Source organism: Klebsiella sp. X13, from assembly GCF_003323835.1.
GTDB classification, from domain to species: domain Bacteria; phylum Pseudomonadota; class Gammaproteobacteria; order Enterobacterales; family Enterobacteriaceae; genus Klebsiella; species Klebsiella ornithinolytica.
Genome location: NZ_CP030874.1, coordinates 3,011,601 through 3,029,271, shown reverse-complemented (window position 1 = coordinate 3,029,271; position 17,671 = coordinate 3,011,601). Strand labels below are relative to the sequence as shown.

At 51.1% G+C, this 17,671-nt stretch carries 20 protein-coding genes; 7 read left to right on the top strand and 13 right to left on the bottom strand.

What is annotated here, in order from left to right; genetic code table 11:
- The first annotated feature begins 4 nt into the window (after positions 1-4).
- Together DSD31_RS14355 and DSD31_RS14350 are read left to right on the top strand one after the other, a co-directional pair.
- Positions 5-724 carry an SDR family oxidoreductase gene (locus DSD31_RS14355; protein WP_113991125.1) on the top strand — a complete coding sequence of 240 codons (720 nt, stop codon included), beginning with the start codon at positions 5-7 and terminating at the stop codon, positions 722-724.
- Between the two features lie 76 nt (positions 725-800).
- Positions 801-1,340, top strand: coding sequence for an ester cyclase (locus tag DSD31_RS14350; RefSeq protein ID WP_054828860.1), 540 nt, complete (start codon positions 801-803; stop codon positions 1,338-1,340).
- A 355-nt stretch (positions 1,341-1,695) separates the two neighbouring features.
- Here the strand turns inward: DSD31_RS14350 and DSD31_RS26640 are convergent, their stop codons facing one another.
- The 5 genes from DSD31_RS26640 to DSD31_RS14325 all read right to left on the bottom strand — a co-directional run bounded on the left by DSD31_RS26640 (position 1,696) and on the right by DSD31_RS14325 (position 4,829).
- Complete coding sequence (locus DSD31_RS26640; RefSeq protein ID WP_350340429.1) at positions 1,696-1,761, bottom strand: hypothetical protein; 66 nt, start codon at positions 1,759-1,761, stop codon at positions 1,696-1,698.
- 308 nt (positions 1,762-2,069) lie between these two features.
- Positions 2,070-3,014, bottom strand: coding sequence for an alpha/beta fold hydrolase (locus DSD31_RS14340; RefSeq protein WP_015584484.1), 945 nt, complete (start codon positions 3,012-3,014; stop codon positions 2,070-2,072).
- A 359-nt stretch (positions 3,015-3,373) separates the two neighbouring features.
- Complete coding sequence (locus DSD31_RS14335; protein WP_227499896.1) at positions 3,374-3,547, bottom strand: dihydrofolate reductase family protein; 174 nt, start codon at positions 3,545-3,547, stop codon at positions 3,374-3,376.
- Positions 3,548-3,737: 190 nt separating this feature from the next.
- On the bottom strand, positions 3,738-4,373 hold the full coding sequence (locus DSD31_RS14330) for a DUF421 domain-containing protein (protein WP_113991124.1): 636 nt from the start codon (positions 4,371-4,373) through the stop codon (positions 3,738-3,740).
- Positions 4,374-4,382: 9 nt separating this feature from the next.
- A complete protein-coding gene (locus DSD31_RS14325; RefSeq protein WP_015584482.1) occupies positions 4,383-4,829 on the bottom strand; it encodes a DUF3290 domain-containing protein in 447 nt (148 codons plus the stop codon).
- Between the two features lie 476 nt (positions 4,830-5,305).
- Between DSD31_RS14325 and DSD31_RS14320 the strand changes: the two genes are divergently transcribed.
- Positions 5,306-5,683: a RidA family protein gene (locus DSD31_RS14320; protein ID WP_048024344.1), complete on the top strand. Its 378-nt coding sequence runs from the start codon at positions 5,306-5,308 to the stop codon at positions 5,681-5,683.
- Positions 5,684-5,689: 6 nt separating this feature from the next.
- Here DSD31_RS14320 and DSD31_RS14315 read toward each other — a convergent pair whose 3' ends face one another.
- Positions 5,690-6,610 carry an AraC family transcriptional regulator gene (locus tag DSD31_RS14315; protein WP_004861194.1) on the bottom strand — a complete coding sequence of 307 codons (921 nt, stop codon included), beginning with the start codon at positions 6,608-6,610 and terminating at the stop codon, positions 5,690-5,692.
- A 106-nt stretch (positions 6,611-6,716) separates the two neighbouring features.
- Here DSD31_RS14315 and DSD31_RS14310 point away from each other — a divergent pair, with 106 nt between their 5' ends.
- A complete protein-coding gene (locus DSD31_RS14310; RefSeq protein ID WP_054828862.1) occupies positions 6,717-7,562 on the top strand; it encodes an oxidoreductase in 846 nt (281 codons plus the stop codon).
- 369 nt (positions 7,563-7,931) lie between these two features.
- Here the strand turns inward: DSD31_RS14310 and DSD31_RS14305 are convergent, their stop codons facing one another.
- The 4 genes from DSD31_RS14305 to DSD31_RS14290 all read right to left on the bottom strand — a co-directional run bounded on the left by DSD31_RS14305 (position 7,932) and on the right by DSD31_RS14290 (position 11,687).
- On the bottom strand, positions 7,932-8,678 hold the full coding sequence (locus DSD31_RS14305) for an SDR family NAD(P)-dependent oxidoreductase (RefSeq protein WP_004861200.1): 747 nt from the start codon (positions 8,676-8,678) through the stop codon (positions 7,932-7,934).
- Positions 8,679-8,748: 70 nt separating this feature from the next.
- A complete protein-coding gene (locus tag DSD31_RS14300) occupies positions 8,749-9,438 on the bottom strand; it encodes a helix-turn-helix transcriptional regulator (protein ID WP_113991123.1) in 690 nt (229 codons plus the stop codon).
- Between the two features lie 406 nt (positions 9,439-9,844).
- Positions 9,845-10,927 carry an oxidoreductase gene (locus DSD31_RS14295; RefSeq protein WP_113991122.1) on the bottom strand — a complete coding sequence of 361 codons (1,083 nt, stop codon included), beginning with the start codon at positions 10,925-10,927 and terminating at the stop codon, positions 9,845-9,847.
- A 13-nt stretch (positions 10,928-10,940) separates the two neighbouring features.
- Positions 10,941-11,687 carry a DeoR/GlpR family DNA-binding transcription regulator gene (locus DSD31_RS14290; RefSeq protein WP_004861208.1) on the bottom strand — a complete coding sequence of 249 codons (747 nt, stop codon included), beginning with the start codon at positions 11,685-11,687 and terminating at the stop codon, positions 10,941-10,943.
- 612 nt (positions 11,688-12,299) lie between these two features.
- On the opposite strand from DSD31_RS14290, the gene zntB reads away from it, so the two are divergent.
- The 3 genes from zntB to dbpA all read left to right on the top strand — a co-directional run bounded on the left by zntB (position 12,300) and on the right by dbpA (position 15,136).
- Positions 12,300-13,283, top strand: a complete 984-nt coding sequence (zntB, locus tag DSD31_RS14285) for a zinc transporter ZntB (RefSeq protein WP_004861213.1) — start codon at positions 12,300-12,302, stop codon at positions 13,281-13,283.
- Between the two features lie 279 nt (positions 13,284-13,562).
- Positions 13,563-13,748, top strand: a complete 186-nt coding sequence (ynaL, locus tag DSD31_RS26585; protein ID WP_071824622.1) for a proline-rich small protein YnaL — start codon at positions 13,563-13,565, stop codon at positions 13,746-13,748.
- Positions 13,749-13,762: 14 nt separating this feature from the next.
- Positions 13,763-15,136: an ATP-dependent RNA helicase DbpA gene (gene dbpA / locus DSD31_RS14275; protein WP_004861223.1), complete on the top strand. Its 1,374-nt coding sequence runs from the start codon at positions 13,763-13,765 to the stop codon at positions 15,134-15,136.
- Positions 15,137-15,180: 44 nt separating this feature from the next.
- On the opposite strand, the gene ttcA is transcribed toward dbpA, so the two are convergent.
- The 3 genes from ttcA to DSD31_RS14260 form a co-directional block, all read right to left on the bottom strand.
- Positions 15,181-16,116: a tRNA 2-thiocytidine(32) synthetase TtcA gene (gene ttcA / locus DSD31_RS14270; RefSeq protein WP_004861225.1), complete on the bottom strand. Its 936-nt coding sequence runs from the start codon at positions 16,114-16,116 to the stop codon at positions 15,181-15,183.
- 194 nt (positions 16,117-16,310) lie between these two features.
- A complete protein-coding gene (uspF, locus tag DSD31_RS14265) occupies positions 16,311-16,745 on the bottom strand; it encodes a universal stress protein UspF (protein WP_004861228.1) in 435 nt (144 codons plus the stop codon).
- Positions 16,746-16,818: 73 nt separating this feature from the next.
- Positions 16,819-17,037 carry a KTSC domain-containing protein gene (locus tag DSD31_RS14260; RefSeq protein ID WP_004861230.1) on the bottom strand — a complete coding sequence of 73 codons (219 nt, stop codon included), beginning with the start codon at positions 17,035-17,037 and terminating at the stop codon, positions 16,819-16,821.
- Between the last annotated feature and the right edge of the window lie 634 nt (positions 17,038-17,671).

Below are 17,671 nucleotides of genomic sequence, written 5' to 3'. Positions count from 1 at the left end.
AGTGATGGCGAAAAAAACATTAATCATCGGCGGGAGTTCCGGCATTGGCTTTGCTGTGGCTGGCGCTCTGGCTGAACAGGGAGAAAGCCTGATCCTTGCCGGACGGGACGGAGAAAAGCTGGCGCGGGCCAGACAGTTACTGAGTCAGGAAAGTGCATCTGTGGATACTGTCGTCCTTGATATCAGCAAAGAGGAGGAGGTGATCCAGCTTAGCCAGACGCTCGGAGAGGTCGATAACATTATTGTGACGGCGGGATCGCATGCGCCCGGCGGGGCGCTCACTTCACTGGATCTGAACGAGGCCCGGCTGGCTTTCGACAGCAAATTCTGGGGCAGTATCCATGTCGCCAGGCATCTGAGTAAAAATAGTAGTGCCCGCGGCACTCTGACGCTGACCAGCGGCTTTGTTTCCCGCCGCACTGTCGCGGGCGCTATCGTCAAAACCACCATGAACGCGGCCCTGGAGTCCGCCGTTAAGGTTCTGGCGAAGGAGCTTTCTCCGCTGCGGGTAAACGCGGTGAGCCCGGGGCTGACAGATACCGAGGCTTACGCCGGTATGGATCCTGCTGCCCGCGAAAAATGGCTTGCGTCTGCCGCTGAAACTCTACCGGCAAAAGCTTTCGGGCGGGCAGAGGATATCGCAAAAGGCTATCTGTTCGTGATGGACAATCCCTTTGTCACCGGATCCCTGCTGGATATCGAAGGCGGCGCGCTGATTAACTAATCCTCACATTTTACCCGCAAGCGGCTGAAATACGCCCGGGTTACCTGTTTCTTTGAGGCAACACAAAGGACCTTTTATGCAAAAGTTGACGATTTATCCTACCCGGCTGGCGGCGCTTATGCTGCTACCCGTGGCCAGCGCTGCCTTTTCTGCACCACCTGCGCTGGTGAAACCCCATCAATTGATTGCGGAAAATAGCCTGTTATCCGCCCGCGAGGCCGCGCTTGAAACCGTCGCGAGACGTTACGCAACATTCTGGAATACAGGTGATGAAGCCCTGGCCCGTGAGGCGCTGGCCGATAATTTTGTCGATAAGACGCCGCCTGAGGGCCGCAAACAGGGACCGGAAGGCGCACTTCTGGCTTCCCGTGCCTTCCGTACCGCCGTCCCGGATCTGAGTTGCGAGATTGAGCAGATGATCGTTGCAGGCGATCGAGTCGTATCGCACCTTCATTTCCGCGGACATTTCACCGGAACCTTCGGCAAACTGAAAGGTAAGGGCCAGCAGGTTGATTTTATCGCGACGGATATCTATCAGGTCAGGAATAATAAAATCATCGCGAACTGGCATCTTGAAGATAACCTGACCCTGATGAAACAACTGGGTGGGTCATAAAATGACGGCTTAGGGAAGAGGGCGTATTGCCAGGCAGTATGCCGAGAGACGGGCATCAACATCAGCATTTATCCTCAAGCCTGTCTGGAGCGGCAGGCGAAAACGAAAAGGTGTGAGGTCGCGCGTAATCTACAAAGAGAAATGCCACCGGGATTAGAGACAATCCGCGTTCAGCGCTCTTTCTTGTCCGCCTTTGGCATCTCTGTCCGCTGGTACCGCAGCGGGTGGCTATTAATCAGGAGGGAGGTAACCACACGCTGGTTTTTTAAAAGGGTCTCAGCAGGCACGACTCGTTGCGCCATTTATGCAGAAAGAACGCGATTTCGTCAATTTGACGCCCGCTGCTATTGGCTTCTCAGGCTATCTCTTTTTGTGCATGTTCACTGGTTTCGTCGTGACTGACTAAGCGGGCAATCAGCAACCGGGAGTAGGCTGGCAGAGGTTCACGTTCTGCTTCCTCACTTAAACATCAGTCCAGGAAACAGGCCCAGATAATCTATCGAGTCTCGACTCTCCTCTGGTAAATAGCGTTCATGCCGCAGAGACGAATGATTCCTGAATAATGTGATTGCCCTGCTTCCGATGTCTTAGGTCACGAAGGTATAAGTTAGCCTCGTTCCTCGCTCACAGTGGACCTTCCGCTCAGTCAGTTCGTCCGCTTCGTGCCAGAAGCGGACATCACTGCTTTACGGCTGCTGCAGCAACGTCGACTTGATGTGCAAGCATGCCTTATTTATTTAAGAATGACTGAACCGCGCTGGAAAACCGTTCTGGCTGATCAAGCATGATAAAGTGAAAACTATCATCGATTCGTGTGAAATGGATATCGGGCGTATTGGTATAGGCTCGACGGTACATTTCATCCACGCCGGATGCAGGCACCCCGAATAAGGCGTCATACGCATAAACGATCTCAATCGGTGCTCTAATGCGGCCAAGTTCGGGGCGCAAATCGGTAATCATCAATTCATACACAGCATCTGCAATGGTTCTGCGATCGGAACTGAGCCCGGCAGCCACCAGAGCAGGCCTCACCGCCTCGGTCCTGGCTAAACGGGCTATGGATGTTTTCTGAAACGCTAGAAATTCTTCCGGCGATTGCGCCAGTATCCAGTCCCTTGTCGCAATAGCACGTTGGGACGCTGTTTCGCTGGTCGCCGCAGGATCAATCATTAACGTATAGAACGGCAAAGCATCGACAATCATTAAGCGACCAACCAGGTCAGGATGCCGCGCACCTAACATCAATGCAATCTCCCCGCCAAGTGAATGGCCAATGATCGCCGGAGCTTTGATGTGTTGGGTGCGGATGTATTCAGCGATGGCGTCAACTACTGGAGCGATAATTTTACCGTCCCGGTTGGAAATAGCAGGCGTACTCGCAAAGCCCGCTAGCTCTAAAATGTGAACGCGGTGGCTCAACTGTAAACCTGATACTAAATCGGTCCAGATTGCGCGAGACGACGCCAGCCCTGGAATCAATATGACATCCGTTCCTGAGCCTTGCGTTTGAACGGAAATAAGCTGCAAGTTCGGATGTTCTGATGATATGGGCAGAGATTGAGCTTTGGTCATCGGGATGAAGACAGACGCCAATAATAAAGCCCCTCCGAGCATCGCACGAATAGAACCTGTAAAAGACGGCTTTCCATGATGCATTAAAATAATTTCCATAAAGATCTTCGTTTTTGGAGTTTTATAACGCAGACAGACTAACGCGATGAAGGTAGGGGGCACTACCACCATATTTAGGGTTGACCCCGGTCGATGAGGGAAGGTATCAGATAAAGATCGCTGCGCGCAGAAACAGATAAATTATGCAGCCGTACAGGTCTGATGTCCGCTCCTCGCTCAAAGCAGACCTTCCGCTCAGTCAGTTCGTCCGCTTCATGCCAGGAGCGGATGTTGCGGCCCCTTAGGTGCTATTGTCAATCAGGGTAGACACATACCGCAAAACATCGATTGGCGACACTTTCGCAGAAATGCAGCCGCTCGGAGTTTTATTCCTGTTGCTGAACTATCGGAACCTGGCATTATTGATTTCGTTTCACCTCGTATTGCAGACATACTACGCCCGACGGCAAAACGTTACTCTTCACCAGCATGAGTGAGGTTCTGTCTTTTATATTTTGGAACAAGGGAATGCCTTGGCCCAGCAGAATCGGATTGACGAATAGCCAATACTCATCAATAAGGTTTTCCGCCATTAGCGAGTGAGTGCGTGATCTGGGCATTGAAGTAGATGATGCGTTAGAGATCTCTGAGTCGATTGAAGTCTAAGGTTGTCAGAGCTGCAACAGCAGCCCTGTGCCAGGATCGAACGTTGATTTCAGTGTTCTCAGACAGAGGCACACCTAAAATGGCTGCCTCTTGATAAATGGGCATTAATTTTGGATGTTATTTTTCATATCCGTATAAATTAATCCTACCCGATAAGTACTCACCTAAATATACTTCACTAATTTTATTAAAGCCTTTCTTTGTAACTTCATGTTCTAACCATTCATTGTCTTTATTAAGGATTTCTAGCAGATCATGGTTGGCTAAACCGTCCACTATAATAGGGTAGCGTATATTTTCATCGCCATTTTGTATGATGGTTAATTGCCCATTTTGTTCGAGAACCACGCGTTTTAGTTGTTCTATTTCATAAATGCCATTTGCTCTTAATTTGAACATTAAATCATTTGCAGAAACACCATTCCGTAAACACTCCTTGACATTAATGCTGCCATTGTGTACTAAAGTAATAGGTTTTCCATCAATAATTCTTTTAACTAACCGATTGTTTTCTTTAAAAAATTTAAGAGAAAAGACCAAGAAAGTCCATATGATTAGGACCAGGACAAACTGGAGTACTGTTATAGATTCGTTGTAAATTACGCCTCCTATAATCCCCCCCAGCACATAGTTTTGAACCTGGTCCATTGCGGATGAGGGGGCCAGATTCCCTTTTCCCATAAGATTTATTTGAACAATTAAACACAGTATCCCCAGCCCCAACTTTATAATGATAGGTAAATAAATTATCATTTCTACACCTCAGTTTTTTATGATTTCTATTTCTGGGTTTACTAACGAAACCTCTACTAAATTGTATGTTTTTTGATCCGGACTTAAGTTGACGCGATAAAAAAGATCGTTAACTTTAACGATAATGCCATCAGAGAGTTGTACTGAACTGGAAAATATAGCATTCACATCCACATCTTTTTTTTGTGATAAGGACCTGACAAAATTAACCATTTGTGATGATTGGGAATGTATATTTTTACTATCAGTATAATCAGCATATTGCACACCGGAAATGAAGAGCAAAAATAAGAAGGCTATGATTGTTAAGTCACGATATTTAGTTTGCAAACGATGGCGCATGTACAGACTAAAAACAACGATCAGGATAAATAAAGTACTAAATATAACGATGTATTTTAAATAATCATTGATGCTAGACTGCGTTTGTAGATAATCTATGCTATAAAATCTCATATATGTATAATCCCTAACCCCTCAAGACCCCATTTTTATTATAGTAACACATAGCCATTATCCGTTCTGGTGTTACTTAACAGCTAATAATTATCAGTTATCAGCTGAGATTTGTCATTATCCTTTTAGTCAACTGCAGTGATCTGCTTACGATGACCCAAGGCACCTCGATGTAAGTAAACATTCAGAACTTCTGTTTTTCGCTCACAGCGGCCACTGACCGTTGGCGAAGAGTGCTTTGCACCACAAGAGGATATCTCGGACATTACGACACGTTAGGTTAGATACTAAAAGTGCATGGTTCGCCTGGGTGGGATACTTACAATGAGGCTAAGTGAGGTTGAATTTTTCAAGACTAACTGAATGGCCAAAACTGAGCAAACGGAGTAAGCAGTGTTCGCTATGCTGATGAATATTGAGCCGTAACAAGACAATGATAAGATTGATTTCTGTCTGGTCCCATTAAGGAACCCATTATGAACAGGCTGATTCGCAAAAATTATCCTGAGTTAGGTGAGGTAAAGGCCCCCTACGTTCACTCCGTGAGACATGGCGATACGCTCTATATCTCGGGGCTTACCGCATTTGGCACACCCGCACAGCAATCAGGCATCGTTGAACAGGCTGAGGAGATATTCAGTCAGATTTGTAAAATCGTCACCGCAGAGGGTACTGATTTCTCGTCTCTCATTAAAGTGACTATTTTCATTACCTCTTTTGACGAGATCAACGCGCTGCGCGAGGTACTCTACCGCTATTACGGCGATCACTTGCCTGCCAGTTCGCTGGTGGAAGTCAGCCGTCTCTTTGCACCCGATCTCAAGATTGAAATTGAAACGCTATTTGCCCTCTGATTAAGCTTAATGCGATGAAATAAATACCGAGGCTTGCTGGGCTGGCGGAACGGCGAAATTACGCTGCATACGTTTTATCTCCTCCGCCGGTGGCAGGCCAAACAGGCGTTTGAACTCGCGATTAAACTGCGACGGGCTTTCATAGCCTACGGCGTAACTCGCGGCGCTGGCGGTGATCTGCTGGCGCACCATCAACATGCGCGCCTGGTGCAGGCGGACCGATTTCACATACTGCATCGGCGGCATCCGGGTTATCGCTTTGAAATGGCTATGAAACGTCGGCACACTCATTCCTGCTTCCAGCGCCAGCTGCGTCAGCGTGAACGGCTCAGCGTAGAGAGCATGGATGCGCTGTAGCACTTTACCGATTTTGCCGAATTGCCCTTGCAAGGCCAGCGCGGCGCGCATTGCGTTGCCTTGCTCGCCTGTCAGAACCCGGAAATAGAGCTCACGCACCCGCGCAGGGCCAAGGATCGCCGCCTCAAGCGGATTGTTCAGAACTTCTAGCAAACGCAGCACTGCTGTTTTTACCGCGTCATCCATCGGACTCGACATCATGCTTTGCGGCACGGCGGGGGGATGCGGGGCACCATGCTGTTCAATCTGTAACATCAGTTCAGCGGCAAGCTGAAAATTCAGATGCATATAAATCGCCAGCAACGGATGTTCTGCCGAGGCGTCGGTTTCCATCACAAACGGCACCGGCACCGAAACCGCCAGGTAGTGCTGCTCATCATATAAATAGGTCTGCTGGCCGAAATAGCCGCGTTTGCTGCCCTGGCAGACAATCACGATCCCCGGATCGTACAGCACAGGTGTTCTGGCAAGCGGCCGGTCGGCACGCAAGATTCGCACATCAGGCAGCGCGGTCAGGTTGTACCCCTCCTGCGCGGCCAGTGTTTTCATCATGCTAATCATCCCGGACATCACGGCACCTCATAAAATCAGGCAATAAAAAGAGAAGATTCGGCCTAAAAATAGGACAGTACAGAGAATACCATGCAACCTTCACTGTTCATGGGAGTTCTTTTTTATGACATCGGTAAAAACGATTTTAATCACTGGCGTCAGCAGCGGCTTTGGTCGTGCGCTGGCGCAGGAAGCACTCACCGCAGGTCATCGGGTTATCGGGACCGTGCGTAATCACCACGCAAAGCAGGCTTTCGAGGCCCTTGATGCACAGCGGGCTTTCGGCCGCTTGCTGGATGTTACGGACGCCGGGCGTATTGCTGAGGTGGTAGCGGAGGTTGAATCGACCGTCGGTCCGGTTGATGTGCTGGTGAACAATGCCGGTTACGGCCATGAAGGCATCATGGAAGAAGCCTCGCTCGCAGAGATGCGCCACCAGTTTGAGGTGAATGTGTTTGGCGCAGTGGCAATGATGAAAGCCGTGCTAGCGGGCATGCGCCAGCGCCGTCGTGGCCATATTATTAATATCACCTCAATGGGCAGTTTTATTACTCTGCCCGGCATCAGCTATTACTGTGGCAGCAAATTTGCGCTGGAAGGCATATCAGAAACGTTAAGCAAAGAGCTTATCCCGTTCAATATACACGTGACCGCCGTGGCGCCAGGGTCGTTTCGCACCGACTGGGCCGGGCGTTCAATGGTACGCAGCGCGCGTAGCATCCCGGACTATGATGCTCTTTTCGAACCCATTCGGCAGGCGCGTATGGAAAAAAGCGGCAAGCAACCCGGCGATCCCGTGATGGCTGCCCGCGCCATACTGACAATCATTGAGAGCCAGAACCCACCCACGCATTTATTGTTGGGCAGCGATGCATTGAGTTTAGTGCGGCAAAAACTCGCTGCATTAGATAAGGAAATCGAGCAATGGGAAACACTAACACGTTCAACGGATAGCGACTTACCGGCTTAGACGGGAGTGCATTGGATAACCCATAATGGCCGGTTGCCCATACGGCCATTTTGTATCGGGCATCGTGCTGATGCCCTGCACATGAGTGATGTTGACTTTGCGGACGTGCGGTGAAGTCAACGTCTCCTCTAACTTAACGCCACCCTGGCGCCACTGGCCAGAGTGCTAAGTGCCAGGAGCGGACGTTGTTAATGGCATGATGTATGAACCCCTGGAGAGTCGAACATCTGTACTCCTGTTAATCCATACGGGAAATATTGTTATCAATAGCCCTACAGCGGAAGCGTTAACTGTATATTTGCACGCTCTCATTGAGCCTGCCACTTTGTTAAAGCAACTCTTACAGTTTAAAAGAATTTTCGCGGGATGTTACTCGGCTAAATAACCACCATCGATTGGATAAACGCCTCCGGTACAGAACGCTGATTTGTCTGAAAGCAAAAACAATATGAAGTCTGCTATTTCTTGCATTGTTGCCATCCTTTTCATAGGGTGGCTATTTGCGAAACTACGTACGATATTTTCAGGAAATTCAGTCATTCGTGGGGTTTGGACATAGCCCGGAGCGACTGCGTTGATTCGAATGTCCTGGCTTGCAAACTCTAACGCTGCGGTTTGGGTTAAACCGATTATACCGTGTTTAGCCACGGTGTAAGGTGCTAATCCAGGAATGCCAACCAGGCCATTTACTGCAGATAAATTAACGATAGAACCACCAAATTTCATCATCTCAGGTATTTCATATTTCAGACAGTAAAAAACGCCGCTCAAGGAGGTGGCAATAACCTTATCCCAGTTTTCAACCGTTTGCTCTGTTATGTTTTTACCATGTTCACCGGTTAAGCCTGCATTATTTACAGCATAATCAAGTCTGCCGAACTGTTGGATAACCTGAGCGATCATTTTCTGTACTTGTTCCGGTTGTGAGACATCACAGCCGATCCCCAGCGCTTGTGGTCCCTGTGAAGTTAATCGTTTCGCTTTTTGTTTAGCCTGCGCTGAGGAACGGGATACAATAACGACCTTCGCGCCATATTTGTGTAATTGCTCTGCAACTGCCTCACCGATACCTGCAGTACTTCCTGTTATGACAGCAACTTTATTCTGGAAATTCATAATTCCCCCTATGAAGTAGAATGGAGTCTTTCATCGGGGTGAGTATACAAATTAGCTGTGACAGTTTTTGTCAGTACTCTTTCTCCTCGCAGATCCCTTCTTTGAATCTCCATTTTTTCAATAAAACCGTTCTGCTTTCACTATATGTAGAATCCAGCTGTGCCAGCTCTTTAATTTTATCAGTTCTAAAATGACGAAAATCATTTCTCATCTCACACCAGGCCACCAAAAGCCAGCATGACTCCATATATACCAATCCGATGGGCCATATGACTCGAGAAGAGTAAGTGTCTTTCTTGTCACAATACTTTATTTCGATTTTCTTTCGCTTTTTAATAGCATTGCGGATATGTTCAAAAAACAGTTCATTATTTTCTGAAGGACCGATCAGATAGGATTGACTCTCAATAAGATTTTTTAATTCACCAGGAATGACGGCATGTATTTTGGCAAGGGCATTCCTTGCGGTATTCTTGAAATCATAATCCGTATTATGAGATACCCAATTTAACCCAAGCGTAATAGCATTGATTTCTTCATGAGAAAGGTTTAAGGGTGGCAAATGAAAGTCAGACTTAACGATATAACCAATTCCAGCACCGCCTTCAATGCACACGCCTTGATGTTGTAGCGTTTTTATATCTCTGTAAAGGGAGCGTACACTTACTCCTAATCTTATCGAGAGAGTGGATGCGGTGATCGGGTATCTTTGCGCCCTTAATATCTGTAGTAATTCGAGAAGCCTTTCTGTTCTGGTCATGCTGATCAATCCATCCTGATCCTGAGACGATATCTTAACGCATCTGTTGGATAAGCATCTTAGTACAAAGTAAGCGTACACGCTTAAGTTGAACAGTTCCCTTTGATTAATACAGCGCTATATTCGTCATTATTTTATTTAATAATATTAAGCGCTGCAGGCGAGGGCATAACTACCTGAAAAGGTACCGCTGGTTTCAGGGCGCGCCGTCAGCCGGAGCCAACCGATAAGAATGTAGCCGAAAACCATACCTGGCTGCGGGCGAGGATATCCGCCTGGTATCAACGTCGCTGAACGGCGGACAATCTGCGCGATCGGCTGAATGGGCTGGCACGGTGAGTACCGCGACCAGCCACGTGCGGCGGGGCATGACCTGTGGAAACCGCAGGTCATGGGAGCCCCCTGATTATTGCAATGCCGCCAGCTCATCCGCGGTCAGCGCAACGCTTTGCACCGTACCTGATTCCGCCGACTGTACCGCCGCTTCTAATACCGCCATTACCGCCAGCGCCTGCAGCGGCTGGACCGGGTTCTCGATCTTGCCGGTTAACGCATCGCGCACGTTAATATAGTACTGGCGCTGGTCGCCCTGCGGAGTAGGGATCTCGCGCGACTGCGAGCTGGCATCAAACACCACGAGGCTGTCGTCGTCATGCCCCCAGCTTTCGCTGCCGGGAACCACCCCGGCCAGCAGCTGGCCTTCCTGGCGATCGGCTTTCTGTTTCACCACGCTGCCTTTATCTCCGTGGACGGTAAAGCGCGATACGCCACCGGCCACCAGCATGCTGCAGTGCAAAATCACCTTATGCTGCGCGTAGTTTAAGACCACATGCGCCCAGTCATTAATCTCCGCGCCCTGGCGCAGGGTGGCGATATTGCCCTGCACCGACTGCGGCAGGCCGAACAGCTGTAGCGCCTGATCGATCAGGTGCGGCCCCAAATCGAACCATAATCCGCTGCCGGGGACATTTTGTTCTCTCCAGCGCACGCGAACTTCCGGGCGGAAACGGTCAAAATGCGACTCAAAGTGCTTAACATTGCCGATAAGTCCTTGTTCGATAACCTGTTTAATGCCGAGGAAATCGCTGTCCCAGCGGCGGTTATGGAAGACCGAAAGCAGCAGCTGCTTCTCTTCCGCCAGCGCAATCAGCTCGCGGGCTTCCTGCATATCCAGCGTAAAGGGCTTATCCACTACCACATGTTTCCCGGCATTCAGCGCCAGTTTGGCTAACGGGGCGTGCGTGGCGTTGGGGGAGGCGATCACCACCAGGTCAATATCCGGGTGTTGAATGGCCTGTTCTGGCGAGCCGATGACGGTGACATCCGGCAGATCGCGCTTCACCTTCTCTTCATCGCCGGACGCAACGACCGCCAGCGTGAGGCCTTCCACCGACTGAATCAGCGGGGCGTGAAACGTTTTGCCGACGAACCCATAGCCGATCAGCGCAATATTAATGTTTTTACCTTCACGAGCGATGACTTTATTCATTACCCTCTCCACGTTATTGAGCGTCAGCAATGTTGACCTGCAGCGCGCTAGTATCCCCGAGCTCTTCCCAGGGCTTGTCTAAAAATAACTGATGTATGTCTGTTAATTCGGCCACCAGATGCGGCTCGCAGTGGTTCAACTTCATATGATCGGCGACCAGCCAGTGCTCGGTGCTTGCCGCCAGCATGGCGCGTTTGATTTCAGCATCGGCCTCCTGGCTGGCGCTTAAACCGAGTTGCGCATGGATGGCGCAGGCGCCGAGGATAGCGATATCGGCACGATAGCGCGCCAGCAATGCCAGGGTGGCGCTGCCGGCAAACAGCCGCTGCTGCACATCCCATGTTCCCCCCAGCATGATCAGCTGGATATCCGGGCGGGTGCTGAAATGCGAGGCAATATCTAATGAGGTGGTGATAACCGTCATCGGGCCTTGAATCTGGGTCGCGACGGCCAGAACGGTACTGCCGGCATCTAAAAAGAGGGTCGAACCGGCGGGTATTTTGCTGGCGACCAGGCGGCCTAAACGCTGTTTAGTCTGCGGCAGCAGGGCATTTCGGCCCTGGCGATTCATTGCGGAAATGTCGAGCGCGATTGCGCCGCCGTGGTTCTTCTGCGCCAGCCCCTGCTTTTCAAGATCGGCCAGATCGCGGCGCAGGGTGTCTGCAGAAACCTGCAGCTTTTCAACCAGGTCACTGATACTGACTTGCCCGTTTTCACTAATAAGGTCGACCAGGTACTTTTGTCTGGCGGTTTTATGCATGGTGATGAAATCCTGCAAAATGCTGCAATAACTCGCATAATACAGCATTTCGCAGGAAAAGAAATCGTCCTTGCATCACCTTCTGGAGTGGAGCAGCGATGGGGCGAGGAAAGGGTGGCCGCCCGCTCTACGGAGGAGGTATCGGGCGGTATGGCGCAACGTTCTGCAGGCCCCCCAACCGCTCATCGTTACCGGTCAATATATCCGCGACGGCGCTTCATCAGGGCGTCGGGGCGGGGCGAGACTTTTTTAAGGGGCGGGTTTGCAAAACGGCAACTCCGGTCTACTCTTACTCCTGCTCATAACAATGAAGGAGATAAAAACATGTGTACCAATTTGCACGATAACGCTCGTCAGTACGCAGAAGAGAAAAAATGAACGGCTCCTGCTAGCCTGCCGTCCCGCCGGTATTCATTCTGGCGGTGGTTCATTCAGCGGGCTGGACATATTCTTATGAAACGCACTCATAACCCGCCGTCGGCGGGTTCTTTTTTTATGCTTATCCTCGTCCGCTTTTCATCAGCGAATTCAGCACCCTGCTGACTTTACCCCTTGATTAACCGATGTGTCAGGCTAGACTAGCAAAAATAAGAACTGACTGACGGAGGTCTGGTGGACGCCATTAAGGGATCGGAATTGAACGTGCCGGATGCGGTTTTTGCCTGGCAATTCGACGGGCAGGGCGGCGTGAAGCCGCTGACTGACAGTGACGCTATCGATAAGGAGCATCCCTGTTGGTTGCATCTGAACTATACCCACGCCGATAGCGCCGAATGGCTGGCATCCACTCCGCTGTTGCCCAACAGCGTCCGCGATGCCTTAGCCGGGGAAAGTACCCGTCCCCGGGTCACCCGGGTGGGGGACGGAACGTTAATTACGCTGCGCTGCATTAACGGCAGTACCGATGAGCGGCCTGACCAGCTGGTGGCGATGCGCCTGTATATGGACGAGCGCTTAATCGTCTCTACCCGTCAGCGTCGGGTGCTGGCGCTGGATGATGTGCTCGGCGATCTGCGCGAGGGAACCGGGCCGGTGGACTGCGGCGGCTGGCTGGTGGATATTTGCGATGCGCTGACCGATCACGCCAGCGAATTTATCGAGCAGCTGCATGACCGGATTATCGACCTCGAAGATAACCTGCTGGATCAGCAGGTGCCGCCGCGTGGTTTTCTGGCGCTGCTGCGCAAACAGCTGATCGTGATGCGCCGCTATATGTCTCCGCAGCGCGATGTCTACTCCCGCCTTGCCAGCGAGCGTCTGCCGTGGATGAATGACGATCACCGCCGCAGAATGCAGGATATCGCCGACCGGCTGGGGCGGGGCCTCGATGAGATTGACAGCTGTATTTCCCGGACGGCGATTATGAGCGATGAGATTGCTCAGATTATGCAGGAGGCGCTGTCGCGTCGTACCTATACCATGTCGCTGATGGCGATGGTGTTTCTGCCCAGCACCTTTTTGACCGGTCTGTTTGGCGTCAACCTGGGCGGGATCCCCGGCAATGAGTGGCATTTAGGCTTTTCTATCTTCTGCATAATGTTAGTCGTTCTCATTGGCGGTGTTACATGGTGGTTACATCGTAGTAAATGGCTGTAAATAATCGCTTTTCATCGCCGTCCATCGCGTGAAAATCCGGGAATGTTTGAGCGAAATCAATAAACCGTCTACCCATTCGGGGCAATATCTCTCTCGCAGGTGAATGCAACGTCAAGCGATGGGCGTTGCGCTCCATATTGTCTTACTTCCTTTTTTGAATTACTGCATAGCACAATTGATTCGTACGACGCCGACTTGATTAAGTCGGCTTTTTTTTGCTCTCTGGTTAGCAGCTTCTACGCTTAATGGGTATACCCGCTCATTCCCGGGAGAACCACCATGCGCTATCAGCCCCTGACATCGATTCCTGTCTCGCCAGAACCTAACGATCCCATACCGGTGCCCGATCCCCGGCCGCGCCCGCATCCGCTGCCCGACCCGCCGCCGGACGATGAGCCGATTAAATTGTCGCATCGCAGGCGCAGATCTGCGAGGATACGCGCCTGCCCTTTGTGTGCCTGTTAATTCGAGAAAAAATTGTGACCGCTTTTTCAACACTGAACGTTTTACCCGCTGCCCAGCTCGCCAATCTCAATGAGCTGGGTTATCTCACGATGACCCCTGTGCAGGCCGCCGCCTTGCCCGCGATTCTGGCGGGTAAAGATGTGCGCGTGCAGGCCAAAACCGGTAGCGGTAAAACAGCGGCATTTGGTCTGGGGCTGCTTCAACATGTTGATGCTACCCTGTTCCAGACACAATCTCTGGTACTGTGCCCGACCCGCGAACTGGCCGATCAGGTCGCGGGTGAGCTGCGTCGTCTGGCGCGCTTTTTACCGAATATTAAAATTTTGACCCTTTGCGGCGGGCAGCCTTTCGGCGCGCAGCGCGATTCGCTGCAGCATGCGCCGCATATCATCGTCGCCACACCGGGCCGTTTGTTAGATCACCTGCAAAAGGGCACCGTGTCGCTGGATGCGCTGCAGACGCTGGTGATGGATGAAGCCGATCGGATGCTGGATATGGGCTTCAGCGAGGCCATCGATGAGGTGATCCGCTTTGCCCCGGCCGAACGTCAGACGCTGCTGTTCTCCGCCACCTGGCCGGAAGCGATCGCGGCGATCAGCGGGCGGGTACAAAACCATCCGTTGACCATTGAGACCGATTCCGTCGACGCGCTGCCGGCAATCGAGCAGCAGTTTTTCGAAACCTCCCAGCGCGGAAAAATCCCGCTGCTGCAAACGCTGCTCAGCCAGCATCAGCCGGCCTCTTGCGTGGTGTTTTGCAACACCAAAAAAGATTGTCAGGCGGTTTGCGATTCGCTGAATGCCGCGGGGCAGAGCGCGCTGTCGCTGCACGGCGATCTTGAACAACGCGATCGCGATCAGACGCTGGTGCGATTTGCCAACGGGAGTTCTCGTGTGCTGGTCGCCACCGACGTTGCCGCGCGCGGCCTCGATATTAAATCGCTGGAGCTGGTGGTTAACTATGAGCTGGCCTGGGATCCGGAAGTTCACGTGCACCGTATCGGGCGTACCGCCCGCGCGGGTGAGAGCGGTCTGGCTATCAGCCTCTGCGCGCCGGAAGAGGCGCAGCGCGCCAATATCCTGGCAGAGATGCTGCAGCTGAAGCTGAACTGGGTGAGCGCGCCGACCAACGGCAATATCAAACCGCTTCACGCAGAGATGGCGACGCTGTGTATCGATGGCGGGAAGAAAGCGAAAATGCGCGCCGGCGATGTGCTCGGCGCGTTGACCGGCGATATGGGCTTTGACGGCGCCGACATCGGCAAGATTAACGTCCATCCTGCGCATGTCTATGTGGCCATTCGCCAGAGCGTGGCGCAGAAGGCCTATAAGCAGCTGCAGAACGGTAAGATTAAAGGCAAAAACTGCCGCGTTCGCCTGCTGAAATAAGCGATGACAAGGCGTCTCAGAGGTGACTCTGAGACGCCGGTGGGTTACTTCACTTCGACCACGTTCAGGCGCAGTTCATCCAGCTGCGCGGCATCGTCTTCCGGCTGCCAGCCGGCAGGCTGCAGCGGAATCTCTTCCCGGTCAAACGCCAGATCGCCGCCATCAACCACTTCTGAGTTGTGGTTAATCCCTTTAAAGTCAAACAGGTTAATGTCGCTCAGATGCGACGGCACCACGTTCTGCATGGCGCTGAACATGGTTTCTATCCGGCCAGGATAGCGCTTATCCCAGTCGCGCAGCATATCGGCGATCACCTGGCGCTGCAGGTTAGGCTGCGAACCGCACAGGTTGCACGGAATGATCGGGAAACCTTTCGCCTGCGAAAAACGCTCAATGTCTTTTTCACGGCAGTATGCCAGCGGGCGAATCACGATGTGTTTACCGTCATCGCTCATCAGCTTCGGCGGCATGCCTTTCATTTTGCCGCCGTAGAACATGTTCAGGAACAGCGTCTGTAAAATATCGTCGCGGTGATGGCCGAGGGCAATCTTAGTCGCGCCCAGTTCACTGGCGGTACGGTACAGGATACCGCGACGCAGACGCGAACAGAGCGAGCAGGTGGTTTTGCCTTCAGGAATCTTCTCTTTGACGATCCCGTAGGTGTTTTCTTCGACAATTTTGTACTCGACGCCAAGCTGCTCCAGATATTCCGGCAGAATGTGGGCGGGAAAACCCGGCTGCTTCTGATCGAGGTTGACCGCGACCAGCGAGAATGAAATCGGCGCGCTTTTCTGCAGGCTGCGCAGGATTTCCAGCATGGTGTAGCTATCTTTACCGCCGGACAGGCAAACCATAATCCGGTCGCCGTCTTCGATCATGTTGAAATCGGCAATGGCTTCGCCGACGTTACGGCGCAGGCGCTTTTGCAATTTATCGAGGTTGTACTTTTCTTTTTTGCTAATTTCTTGATTTTGCAGCATTTAATAATAGCTCAATTCATGGTGTGGCACACGCACTCTGCCCACGGCACGGCGGGTGGTCGCAATTAATGACGTCAGTCTAAGTCTGTGGCGTGTATGGTACGGATTCGCGGTGGGGATGTCAGCACATTTCCGGTAGTTTAACCTGACAGATGTTGAGATAAAAAGCCCGCCGTGAGGGCGGGCTGAAGGGGTTAACGCACAACCAGTACGGAACAGTCGGCATGACGAACGACGGCCGCGGCGTTGGAGCCGAGCAGATAGGTCGTTATGTCCGGGCGGTGAGAGGCGATAATCACCAGATCGGCCGGCAGCGTTTTCGCCAGCTCCAGAATGTTATCCTTCGGCGAACCTTCCTTAACATGGAAATGCACCCGGTCTTCAGGAATGGCGAACTGAGCGACGAACTCTTTCAGACGCGTTTCCGATTCCGCTTTAAACTCATCCATCGGCGGTAGTTCGGTGGTATAGGCCATCCCCAGCGAGGCGTAGTAGGGAAGGGATGGAATCACGGTCAGAAAGTGTACTTCGGCATCGTCAATACGCGCTTCCGCCTCAACGTGACAGACAACGCGTTGAGTTAATTCTTTTTCAGATATATCAATAGGTACAAGAATTATTCTGGCCATAAAACCTCCTGTTTAAGTAACCGCTTAAAGTGTACGCCATTTGGCGGCATGATGTACCATGACGGGTCACATTTTAGCGTGAGCTACCCCGGTGTTCGGTAAATTTCCCTTTGATGACGCCATCATAAAAACGTCCCTTGGAGACCACCTGCAAAAAAAGGCGATAGATGCGTTCGGGCACCTTCTCATAGCGGAGCGTGGTGGCGTCGTGAAACCGGATTTCGAGGATGCCAGAGGCTTCGTCATAGGCGATGGAGGCGATTCGGGATGATTTTACGGGTTGATGATCCATGGCTGGCGTCCTTTACGGCAGGCTTTACCGGCAATATATCATTTATCGGGTAACGGTTTTAATACACCAGGGATATTGTTTTGATTTGATTGATGTTCCCGGCACGACGCGATAAAACAGCGTTGCTGTGGGCGGGACTTTGCATCACCGCGGATACAGTGGCACCGGTGCGACGATGCAGGCGCCAGAGGAGCGTTATGCGATAAGGCGTTGTCATCTGTGCCCTATAGACTGGCTATAGAATAAACACCGGCAAAGTATTTCGCTTGAAGTCGTACATCGTCGCAATACCCGCATATGGAACGAGACTTTTTATGGTCATTGCTCATGCCGGATATAATGTGTTTTAAATATCAGGCCAATATTATGTTGATTCCTTTATAAATCTGCAGGCGATGAATAACGTATTTGATAAGCGTTATACATAATGATGACTTCAATTGGATGTTTCTGAAGTGTTTTTATTTTAAATTTAGAGTGGCGCTGAGGGTGTTATAAATAACAAAGAGGTGTAAGGGTGAAAAATGATCTGAGCGGTAATAGAACCTGTAGGCTAAAAAATACACCTGTTATGATAATGGTTTGGTGAATGTATAAACTGAATATATACAAAATAAAAATTATACAGAACGGG